Origin of the sequence: Rothia sp. HMSC061C12 (genome assembly GCF_001815755.1) — a bacterium.
GTDB classification, from domain to species: Bacteria; Actinomycetota; Actinomycetes; order Actinomycetales; family Micrococcaceae; genus Rothia; species Rothia mucilaginosa.
In genome coordinates, this window is sequence record NZ_KV821872.1 from 189,212 (window position 1) to 199,183 (window position 9,972).

Below are 9,972 nucleotides of genomic sequence, written 5' to 3' on the forward strand. Positions count from 1 at the left end.
TTACTTCTTCTCGTCTTCGTCGATAACCTCGGCGTCGACAACGTCCTCATCAGCGGCGGGCTTGGACTCGGATGCCTCAGCCTGTGCTGCTGCGTAGAGTGCCTCGCCCAGCTTGGACTGGGATGCCTGCAGCTTCTCGAATGCGGACTTCACTGCTGCGTCGTCGTCGCCCTCGAGTGCCTTCTTCAGCTCGTCGACATCGCCCTGAACCTCGGTCTTGACGTCCTCGGGCAGCTTGTCGCCGTTCTCCTTCAGGAGCTTCTCGACGGAGTATGCGACGGACTCGGCTGCGTTGCGGGTGTCAGCAGCCTCGCGGCGTGCCTTATCCTGCTCAGCGTGTGCCTCTGCGTCCTTGACCATGCGGTCGATGTCGTCCTTGGAGAGGGAGGTGCCGCCGGTGATGGTCATGGACTGCTCAACGCCGGTGCCCTTGTCCTTTGCGGAGACGTGGACGATGCCGTTTGCGTCAATGTCGAAGGTAACCTCAATCTGCGGCACGCCACGGGGTGCGGGGGCGATGCCGGTCAGCTCGAAGGTACCCAGGTTCTTGTTGTCGCGAGTGAACTCACGCTCACCCTGGAAGACCTGAATGGTCACGGAGGGCTGGTTGTCCTCTGCGGTGGTGAAGGTCTCGGAACGCTTGGTCGGGATTGCGGTGTTGCGCTCGATCAGCTTGGTCATCACGCCGCCCTTGGTCTCGATACCGAGGGAGAGGGGGGTGACGTCAATCAGCAGAACGTCCTTACGGTCGCCCTTCAGAACGCCTGCCTGCAGTGCTGCACCCATTGCCACAACCTCGTCGGGGTTCACGCCCTTGTTGGGCTCGCGACCAGTGAGCTCCTTGACGAGCTCAGCAACAGCGGGCATACGGGTGGAGCCACCGACCAGAACGACCTCGGAAATCTCGGAGATGGACACGCCAGCTTCCTTGATTACGTCGAGTACGGGCTTCTTGGTGCGCTCGAGCAGGTCGCGGGTCAGTTCCTCGAACTTTGCGCGGGTCAGCTTCTCATCCAGGTGGATGGGGCCCTCGGGGGTGACGGACAGATACTGCAGGGAGATGTTGGTGCTGGTTGCGCTGGACAGTTCCTTCTTAGCCTGCTCAGCTGCCTCCTGCAGACGCTGCAGAGCAATCTTGTCCTTGGACAGGTCAGCGCCGGTGTTTGCCTTCACCTGTGCGAGCAGCCACTCAACGATGCGGTGATCCCAGTCGTCACCACCGAGGCGGTTGTCACCGCTGGTTGCGCGAACCTGAATGGTGGAGAAGCCGTCGTCGTCCTTGCCGACTTCCAGCAGGGAGACGTCGAAGGTACCGCCACCGAGGTCGAAGACCAGGATGAGCTCGTCTTCCTTACCCTTGTCCAGGCCGTATGCGAGTGCTGCGGCGGTGGGCTCGTTGACGATACGCAGGACGTTCAGACCTGCAATCTCGCCGGCTTCCTTGGTTGCCTGACGCTCAGCGTCGTTGAAGTATGCCGGGACGGTGATGACAGCATCGGTGACGGTGTCGTTCAGGAATGCCTCTGCGTCACCCTTCAGCTTCATGAGGATACGAGCGGAGATTTCCTGCGGGGTGTACTTCTTGCCGTCGATCTCGGTGGTCCAGTCGGTGCCCATGTGGCGCTTGACGGAGGAGATGGTGCGGTCGACGTTGGTTACTGCCTGACGCTTTGCGACGCTACCGACCAGAACCTCGCCGTCCTTGGAGAATGCGACGACGGAGGGGGTGGTGCGGGTGCCTTCTGCGTTGGCGATAACTACGGGGTCGCCGCCTTCGAGAACCGAAACGACAGAGTTGGTGGTACCGAGGTCAATGCCTACTGCACGTGCCATATGTTTATTCACTCCTTAGGTGTTAGTGCCCCGCTTCTTCTAATGCGAGGCGGGTTAGTTTGAAAGTTTTGGAGGCGGTCGGTGCTGCGCGTGCCGCCCCGTGTGGGGTGGTCTGCGCGGCTCCTTGAGCCTCATGTACTCAAGTATGCACCCCCTCAGAGGGTGTGTCAATAGGGTTGAGCGAACTTTACTCAACTTTTTTTCGCGGAGGTGTGTGAGGGGCGGGTTTTTTAGGGTTCTGGGGCAGTGTTTTACGGGGAAAATCGGGGCGGCGGCGAGACGCGGATGGGCGGTTTTGCCGCGAAATTCCGGGGTTTTTGAGTGGCGCGAGGGCGCGGCGCGGCGATTCAGCGCACGGCGGACACCGGCGGGCGCTCGGGGCGAAAAAATTTTTAAAAATCTTTAAAAAAGGGGTGGAAAACCGAGAAATTGGGGTGCGAGAGGTGCTGGAAGATGGTCTGGGAGCACCCTATATAGGGTGTACGGGGCGATTTTTAGGTCTGGAGGCTAGGCCTCTAGCAGCGTTGCTAGAGAGCGTTACTAGAGGTGCGCTTCGTGCAGGTACCTCAGCTATAAGCACCCGCCTGAAATTTCTGAGATTCACTCCTCTTATATATAGAGGACCTGTATGCAAGCTCCATCGCTCACCGCATAGGGGGCATCTCTGCTTGTCCGACATGTATTTCCTTAACCTTCACCTGTGGATTGAGGCTACCCGCCTGCCGTATGCTGGTTACGACTACATCCTCTCAAAGTAGACAGGAGACCTTCATGCCCCCAGAAAACCCCCCATCAAAGTTTGGGAACAGGACAGTTCTCATCATATTCCTAATTGCATTCACCGTTTCCCTAATTACATATATCGATACATGCGTAGACATCTATACTGCTTTTAAATCCGGAAATTCAAATACCACTATCGACTCCACACAAGATAAAAATAAAATATCCGGCACATTTGCAATTATTTCCATGGCCGCCCTTCTACTCATATGCAACAAGCAGCTAGTTAATATATTCAGGAAACATAAATTAATTTGCCTTTTTATAGTTTTTGCACTCTCAATTCTCATTCCAGTACTACTTTCCATATTTAAAATTACAGGGGAAACACTGCCACTAATCGCAATTCTACTATCCGTAATATTTGGTATTCCTGGCCTTGCCCAACTCATGCAAAGTTTCAATAAGGAAAAGAAGGAAGAATCTGGTCTTCAAAAAAACGTTTCAAAATCTTCCCCTGAATTCATCCAGGAAAATTCCCCCACCACCATTCAGGGAAATTCACCCACCTCCATTCAGGAAAATAACAATTCACCTATATCCATTCAGAATAATATTAATACCGCTCAGAATGTAACAAATATTATTGACGAGCGATCTGAGCGAGAGAGAATCACTACTAATGCTTGCAAAATGCTAGACTCAAAAGATTTAGCATCTCGAATCTCCGCAGTAAAAACACTGGCAAACATGGCTGATTCTTGGCTGGAAGATAGCCCAAACTGTAAAAAGGATGAGAAAAAATGTCAGGATATCATCGATATTCTTTGCGCGCATATTCGTTCTTCTTTTCCCCTGGCTAAGAAGATTGACGAATATGAAGCCCGCAAGGAACTAGAAACGCTCAAGAAGCAAGACTCTAAGAATCTCAGTGCAAATAAGTCTTCCCGACTCAAGGTTCTACGCGAGCGGTTCAAAGACTCTACTGAGTATAAAGAGCCTAGAGATATCACCACAGACTACGCAAAGTTTCACGAAGAGCAGGACGTACGCCGCGCCATTTTTAAGGAAATGAGCAGGCGCAGTAGTACCTTCGCTAAAGACAATAATGGCAAGATAATTGACACTACTTCAGGAGCGTGGAGTGGCTTTGACTTCGACTTCAGCCGAGCTCCCATTTTCTACCCCTTGAACAGCCTCACCATTGAAAAAGCAATCTTCTCTTCTGCCAGATTCTACGGTGACGCAGATTTCAGGGGCGCGGAGTTCACCAGAGACGCAGATTTCAGGGGCGCGGAGTTCACCAGAGACGCAGACTTCAGGGATGCGAAGTTCACCAGAGACGCAGACTTCAGGGGCGCGGAGTTCACCGGAAACGCAAACTTTGGAAACGCACACTTCGAGTGCACGGAGTTCACCGGAAACGCACACTTCGCGGGTGCGGAGTTCACCGGAAACGCAGACTTCGTGTTCGCGAAGTTCACCAGCAACACAGACTTCATGGGTGTGGAGTTCACTGGAAACGCAAACTTCAGGAACTCTACGTTCACCGGAAACGCAAACTTCTGGGGTGCGTATTTCACCGAAAAGGCATACTTTACGGACGCGAAGTTCACCAGCAACACAGACTTCAATCGCGTATATTTCGAAAAGTATGCACCCACATTTGCAGATATCGTCGGCTCTACTCTGTTCTCTGCACAGGTAAATCCGCAGGACTACTATTTCGCAGTCAGGCAGGGTAGCAAACCTATCAATTGTGGAACCGCTACTCTTCTCGGTAAGACGTTCGAAATCCCCCTTGGAACGGTACTTTTCGACCCGATGTCCCCAAAGTATAAGGATGGGAATTACAGTGGGCTAAGTGAGCCAGCAAAGCCGATAGAAGAGTCTGATAATCAAGGAAAAGCCCCTCCAAGTAAGGCTCAATAAAAGAAGCTCCGCCTATGCATCTCGTACAGGCGGGGCTTCTTCTTTGCCCAGCGCGAGCGCGCAGGGGTGGGGCTCTCCCCTATGCTGGATATAAGCCAGCACCGGAGCAGGAAGGGAACACCGCCATGAACCTCAACAAACTCTTAACTGCGCTGCGGCAACGCAAAAACGCCCCGGCACACAACCAGCAGGCAGGGCGGCGCGAACGCTACACGCACGCACTCGAGCAATTCCTTGACGGGCAGCCCGCCGTACGCCTCAGTGGGGCGTACACGCTCGCGAACCTCGCAGACGAATGGCTCACCGACGCATCCCTCCCCGAGCAGGTACGCCGCGAAGAAGCCCAGGCCATCATCGACGCGCTGACCGGGTGCATCCGCACGCCCTACCCCCTCGCACAGAAGCGGCAGGTCCTAGAATCAGGCGAGGCCCCCGAAGGATACGAAGGCGACTTTACGCGCGATCAGGAGGCATTCCGCGAAGAGCAGCTGGTGCGCCGCACCGTCTTCATGGAGTTCAGCCGCCGCCTCGCCGCAATCGCCGAGAGCAACAAGGCAGACAGCGAAGAAAGCCAGCACGCGGTGCCGCCAATATCGCCCATGTGGGCTGATCTGTGCTTCGACTTTGGCGGCGCACCCATCTTCTACCCGCTACGGCAGCTGCACTTTCAGAACGCCGATTTCGCCTCCGCAACCTTCTACGGCCCGGCGGATTTTTCCGGCGCAACCTTCCACGGTGACATCAGCTTCTCCGCAGCACAGTTCACGGCTGACGCATCCTTCAACAGCGCAAATTTCAACGACTGGGTGGGGTTCAGCGCCGCGCACTTCGCGGGCGCAGCAGAGTTCAGCGGGGCACACTTTGCAGACGCGGCAAGCTTCGCAACCGTAACCTTCACCGGCGGAGCCGACTTCTCAGATGCGGTCTTCTCGGCTGCGGCTGACTTCGCGGTATCCACCTTCAAATCCGATGCCGACTTCTCACGCTTGAACACCGCAGGCATAGCCAGCTTCGCGGCAATCACCTTCGACGGAAAGGCAGTATTCACCGCCTCCACGTTCCACGATGAGGCACACTTCGCCGCGTCGGTCTTCAACCGTCCGGCGGTGTTCTCCAAGTCGCTGTTCGGCGGGGTCGCGCGCTTTGCCGGAATAGCCACCAAGCAGTCCGCAATGTTCAGCAACGTACGCTTTGCGAGCGCGGCGGACTTTAGCGGGGCGTCCTTCACACAGTACGAGGATTTTGGTGGGGCGCGGTTCGACGGCGACGCCACGTTCAGCCGGGCGTCTTTTATTGCGCTTCCGAGGACGCGCTATGAGATGGACTTCCCGCAGAGAGCGAACTTCGGTAACGCGACCTTCGCGCAGGATGCCGACTTTAGTAAGGCGACGTTCACGGCGCATGTCGGCTTCTACAAGGCGACGTTCGCGCGGGAGGTGAGCTTCAACGGGGCGAGCTTTGAGGGCGCCTACTTCGCGGATGCGACGTTCAGTCAGAAGGCTGATTTCAGGCAGACTAGCTTCGCGTACGTTGAGCCGTCCTTTGAGGCTTTGGAGAGGCGGCTGCAGAGGGCACGGTTCTCGGCGCAGGCGGATCCGCAGGATTACCTGTTCGAGGCACGCCCGGAGAGCCCGCACGGTTTCAGCTGTGGCGAGGCGGAACTTCTTAACAGAACGTTCATGCTCCCTGTTGGTGCGGTGCTGTACGACCCGGATTCCTGGGACGAAGAGAAGCAGGAGTACACCCGCGTTAGTGAGCCTGCACAGTAAAATCTAGCCCTCTCACCGTCGGGGAAGCTCCCACACACGCACAGACCCCGCCCGTGCATCCAGCGCTGGCGGGGTTCTTGCTTTTGACCCACAACCTCCCAAGCCCAGCAGCTTTACCTTATGCTGAGTATGACCCGCCCCTTTCAACGATGACAGGAGAACCACATGCATCTCGCACCCAGCACCGCGTGGGCTTGGCTGATAGCTTGCGCAATCGTCATTCTGCTTTTCCCGCTCGCCGCGCAGTTCGGCAACTTCAAGGGGAAGCTGTCTAGCTTCCGCACCTGGGTTTGGGCTATCGCGCTCTTGGGCATTGTCACGGCGGGTCTTATGCCTTTCACCTTTGACACTGACATCGCCAATTTTGAGGTTCAGCCGTTCATTTTCTTCATCACCGGCACCCTGTTGGGTGTTCTCTTTCTTGGGGAGTTCCACCGCATGAACGCCCAGAAAAAGCTGAAACACCCCCAGCGGGTGCACGCTGAGCGCCGTACCCGTTACAGCAAGGCAGTTGAGCATCTGGCGTATCCGAATCCGGCAGTTCGTGCGAGTGCCATCAGCATGCTTGCGGGTCTGGTGGATGAGTGGCTCGCTGACGAGCAGCTCAGCGTTGAGGCGCGGCAGAAGGAGGGGCAGGTCATCGTCAATGCCCTCTGCGCTTATGTGCGTTCGCCGTTCGCGCGGGCGTTCAAGGCAGAAGCTTTTGAATCCGATGCACCGCCCGCCAACTATGCGGGTGATTTCGCTACGGATCTGGCGGCTTTCCGTGGTGAGCAGGATGTTCGCCGTAGCATCTTCGTTGAGATGAGCAAGCGCAGCAGCACCCTTGCTGAAAATGAGAAGGGCGAGGTGACTGTTGTCCCCGGCGCGTGGAGCGGCTTTGAGTTCGATTTCAGCCGGGCTGTCGTCTTCTACCCTCTCGACGGTCTGACTATTGAGAACGCCGATTTCTCTGCGGCGAGGTTCTGCAACGGCTCGGATTTCAGCGGGGTAGCTTTTGTGGGCGATGCGAACTTTACCCGAGCGGTCTTTGACCAGGACGCGCGTTTTAGCGACGCAACTTTCATGGGAACGGCGGACTTTAGTAACGCGCGCTTTGCTGGTGATGCGGTCTTCCGCTGGGTGACATTCAATGCTAATGCTGACTTCCGCGAGGCTTCTTTTGGAGGGCACGCTGACTTCCGCGACACTACGTTTGCGGCGGATGCGGGCTTTAGCGGTGCTTCTTTTGAGGGGAACGCGGGGTTCTTTAGGTCGTCTTTTGGCGGTAATGCAAGCTTCTTCAGGACGGATTTTGCGGGAGTTGCGGAGTTCCGTGAGGCGGTCTTTGAGGGGCATGCCGGGTTTAACGCGGCAACCTTCTACGGGGATGCACACTTTAGCCGGGCTACGTTTGAGGGGCTCGCTGGGTTCCGTGATGCGGCATTTGAGGCAGGCGCGGAGTTCTATGGTGCGTCCTTTGTGCAGACTGCTGATTTCTGCGATTCGTCTTTCGTGAAGAGCCCGCCGCTCTTCGTTGCTGAAGGTGCTGACTCGGGCGAGATGCGCCGGGCGCGATTCGCTACGCTGTCTACTGGTTCGGAGGCTACCGGTCAGGAGGCGCATAACTTCGCGGTGTACGAGGGTAGCCAGCCTATTCTGCTGGGTGCAGCCGGGCTGAACGGTGTAGGGTACCGTATCCCGGTCGGTACGGTGCTCTTCGATCCGTCTTCCTGGAATGAAGAGAAGCAGGACTACACCCGCATCAGTGAGCCTGCACAGTAACTATGTGAAGGCCCCGCCACATCTTCTACGTGGTGGGACCTTTGCGTGTGCGGTGGACGCTATCGAGCAGTCCGGGCGGAAAAGTAAAACGGTGCGAAAAACCCCGCTGAGTCTGTAGGCTCTAGCGGGGTTTTTCGAATCTTATCTACCCTGGTTCGTTTATCGCTTTCCAGCGGCATTACGCTATGTCCACAATAAATAAAACATAAATTGGGTAGCAAAAATCCGCGGAATGTGTGTCATCTGCTAAAATCAGCAGTGACAACGCAATTCCGCGTTGTCCCTGAGGCTCTAATTAAATAGAGAGGAGGGGAACTAATATGGCCAAGAAATTTTGGCTAGTTATCGAACGGGGTAGCTATGTAGCCACTCTGTTCGTCGGTCTCGTAGAGATGTGTGATTTTGTAGCATCCCATCTCTTCTAGAGATTTCTACATGGGGCTACCGGCAATGTTCCTAGCATTGCTGGTAGCTCCACTTTTATTTTACTGCCATTATACATAAGGACATTCCCTGTATGTATGACCGTATACCTAATAATGTAGCGCATTTCTTAAGACATAACAACACGACAATATTAATTACGTAGCCATTGCGCCCACCGTGAGAAACAATATCGCCTATTTTGAGGATTTCCTTACCCGCCTCATCTGCGGCGGATTGCAGAAGCACTGTCTGCGCCTCTCATGCAGGCGAAGCTCTCGTTGATGACCGGGCGCAGCTCATGGCAAGCAGCTTTACCCTATGCTGGAAGGTGAACGTTCCTATCAGAGAGGACGAGAGAACATAGTGCCCAGCAATAACGCATCATCCGCTCCAGAGAGCCCGGTAATCCCGAAATCTCAGGAGAAGCCTTGGTATATCCGGCACTTTACTAAGCTCCTCATTGGCTTTGGTCTGGGTGGCGGCGTGGTTGCGATTCTTCTGCCTTGGATGTTGTGGTTGTTCTGCGGCATGAGCTCCGGCAGTTCAGATCAGCTGCGTCTGCATCTTCTGTACGTCACTGGCGGTATTATTGCGGTTCTGACTCTTCTGCAGACTAACTGGAAGAACCAGGGTGACCGTCTCAAAATTGATGCGGACATCAAGAAGAATGAGCAGGACGCAAAGAACGAGGCTGCAAAACGTGAACAAGATGCTGTCAAGAGTGAACGTGACCATACCCGCCAGGTTCATGCTGAACGCCGTGGCCGCTACACCAAGGCTGTAGAGCAGCTAGCTGATGAGAAAGCGACTGTCCGTCTGGGCGGTATCTATACCCTTGTGGGTTTGGTCGATGAGTGGCTAACCGATGACACTCTCGAGGTAGAAGAACAACAAAAAGAAGGTCAGGTGATTATCAATAACCTCTGCTCCTATATTCGTTCGTCCTTTCCTCTTGCACGAAAGGCAGAAGTACTTGACTCCGACATAGAACCTACTGACTATGAGGGGGATTTCGCCAAGGACCAGGCGGTATTTCGTGAAGAACAGGATGTACGCCGCTCTATCTTTGATGAGATGAGCAAACGAAGCAGCTCCTTTATCAAGGATAAAGAAGACAAGGTAGTCGTTATTCCTGGCGTCTGGAGTAACTTCGATATTGATTTCAGCCGAGCATCAATTTTCTACCCCTTGAACAACCTCACCATTGAACAAGGCAATTTTGCCTCCGCCCGATTTTACGATGGAGCAGATTTCCGGGGTGCGATGTTCGCCGGACACGCGCACTTCAGGGGCGCGGAGTTCACCGAAGACGCAGACTTCGCAGACGCTAGGTTCACCAGAGGCGCAGATTTCCGGGGTGTGATGTTCGCCGGACACGCACATTTCAGGGGCGCGGACTTCACCAGAGACGTCTACTTCGGGCACGCGAAGTTCACCAGAGACGCATACTTTACGGACGCGGAGTTCACCGGAAACGCACACTTCTGGGATGCGGAGTTCACCGGAAACGCACACTTCAGAGACG

The 9,972-nt window shown here is 55.0% G+C and carries 5 protein-coding genes; 4 read left to right on the top strand and 1 reads right to left on the bottom strand.

Going from position 1 to position 9,972, the window contains the following annotated elements; translation table 11 throughout:
- Positions 1-1,833, bottom strand: coding sequence for a molecular chaperone DnaK (dnaK, locus tag HMPREF3055_RS06975; RefSeq protein ID WP_049354964.1), 1,833 nt, complete (start codon positions 1,831-1,833; stop codon positions 1-3).
- Between the two features lie 771 nt (positions 1,834-2,604).
- Between dnaK and HMPREF3055_RS06980 the strand changes: the two genes are divergently transcribed.
- The 4 genes from HMPREF3055_RS06980 to HMPREF3055_RS06995 all read left to right on the top strand — a co-directional run.
- Positions 2,605-4,488, top strand: coding sequence for a pentapeptide repeat-containing protein (locus tag HMPREF3055_RS06980; RefSeq protein ID WP_070738689.1), 1,884 nt, complete (start codon positions 2,605-2,607; stop codon positions 4,486-4,488).
- A gap of 125 nt (positions 4,489-4,613) precedes the next feature.
- A complete protein-coding gene (locus tag HMPREF3055_RS06985) occupies positions 4,614-6,257 on the top strand; it encodes a pentapeptide repeat-containing protein (RefSeq protein ID WP_070738698.1) in 1,644 nt (547 codons plus the stop codon).
- 165 nt (positions 6,258-6,422) lie between these two features.
- Positions 6,423-8,021 carry a pentapeptide repeat-containing protein gene (locus HMPREF3055_RS06990; RefSeq protein ID WP_070738690.1) on the top strand — a complete coding sequence of 533 codons (1,599 nt, stop codon included), beginning with the start codon at positions 6,423-6,425 and terminating at the stop codon, positions 8,019-8,021.
- Between the two features lie 789 nt (positions 8,022-8,810).
- A partial coding sequence (locus HMPREF3055_RS06995; protein WP_246826913.1) for a pentapeptide repeat-containing protein occupies positions 8,811-9,972 on the top strand: 1,162 nt, incomplete at its 3' end.

What these genes read in the sequence shown, in the direction of transcription:
- HMPREF3055_RS06980 (WP_070738689.1), top strand. Translation starts at nt 2,605, where the DNA reads ATGCCCCCAGAAAACCCCCCATCAAAGTTTGGGAACAGGACAGTTCTC.
- HMPREF3055_RS06990 (WP_070738690.1), top strand. Translation starts at nt 6,423, where the DNA reads ATGCATCTCGCACCCAGCACCGCGTGGGCTTGGCTGATAGCTTGCGCA.
- dnaK (WP_049354964.1), bottom strand. Translation starts at nt 1,833, where the DNA reads ATGGCACGTGCAGTAGGCATTGACCTCGGTACCACCAACTCTGTCGTT.
- HMPREF3055_RS06985 (WP_070738698.1), top strand. Translation starts at nt 4,614, where the DNA reads ATGAACCTCAACAAACTCTTAACTGCGCTGCGGCAACGCAAAAACGCC.